The sequence below is a fragment of the Colwellia sp. C1TZA3 genome (genome assembly GCF_007954265.1).
GTDB lineage: Bacteria > Pseudomonadota > Gammaproteobacteria > Enterobacterales > Alteromonadaceae > Cognaticolwellia.
The window spans coordinates 1-1,024 of the sequence record NZ_VOLS01000145.1 but is presented as its reverse complement, the minus strand read 5'-3'; the positions used below and the strand labels follow the sequence as shown (position 1 = coordinate 1,024).

General features: G+C 37.0%; 1 protein-coding gene. It reads left to right on the top strand.

Going from position 1 to position 1,024, the window contains the following annotated elements:
* On the top strand, positions 1-984 hold a 984-nt coding region (locus ESZ39_RS17575), incomplete at its 5' end, for an IS110 family transposase (RefSeq protein WP_223270447.1).
* Positions 985-1,024: the final 40 nt, after the last annotated feature.

The following is a 1,024-nucleotide window of genomic DNA, read 5'->3' as shown; positions in this document are numbered from 1 at the left end:
GAGATGAATTATGATATTGGCATTGACGTTGCTAAAGATAAATTTGATTGTCTTTGGTTAAAAGATATAAATTCACTGAAAATCAAAACGAAGGTTTTACCTAATTCAGAACAGGGTTTTCAGCAATTAAAATTATGGTTAGAAAAACACGTTTGTACAGAACTTAGCAATATTTATATTTGCTTAGAAGCAACGGGCGTTTATCACGAAGCTTTGGCTTATGCGTTATTTAAAATGGGCGTTAAAGTCAGTGTTATTAATCCTGCTTTCATTCGCAATTTTGCGAAAGGGCTAGGCGTTCGAGGTAAAACAGACAAAAAAGATAGTATGGTTTTAGCGCGTTACAGTGCGTTAATTCGACCTAGGCTATGGCAGCCAGAAACTGACGACATACGAATACTTAAGGCTTTATTATCAAGGCTTACAGGCTTGGAGAATGATTTACAACGCGAGCATAATAGACTTGAAAAAGCTGAAGTCAGCCAAGCATCAAAAACAGTAATCGAATCAATTCAGCTAATGATTAAACAACTAAGTAACGAAGTTAATCGAATAAAAAAATTAGTTGATAATCATATTGATCAAAACCCGAAGCTAAAGAAAGATCGTTCAATATTAAAAACAATACCAGCAGTTGGAGAAGTTTTGTCCCGAGAAATGCTATCAGTATTAAATAGTCGAGACTTTGAAACAGCAAGCCAAGCGGCGGCTTTTGTTGGTGTTGTCCCCAAACTCTGGGAATCAGGGAAAATGAAGGGGCGAACAACATTATGTAAAAATGGACCAGGTCGAATACGGGCTATTTTATACATGGCTGCGATTGTTGCGACTAAATATAACCCTGATATTAAGCTTCAATATGAACGTTTATTGAAGGCAGGAAAAACAAAGATGCAGGCCCTTGGCGCTGCAATGAGAAAGTTAGTACAGATTTGTTTTGGGGTGTTAAAGCACCAAAGCGAATACCGATCTCAAGCAATTTAAATGAGTGTTTGAAGTCGGTATGGAGAGATGGTATCTACAT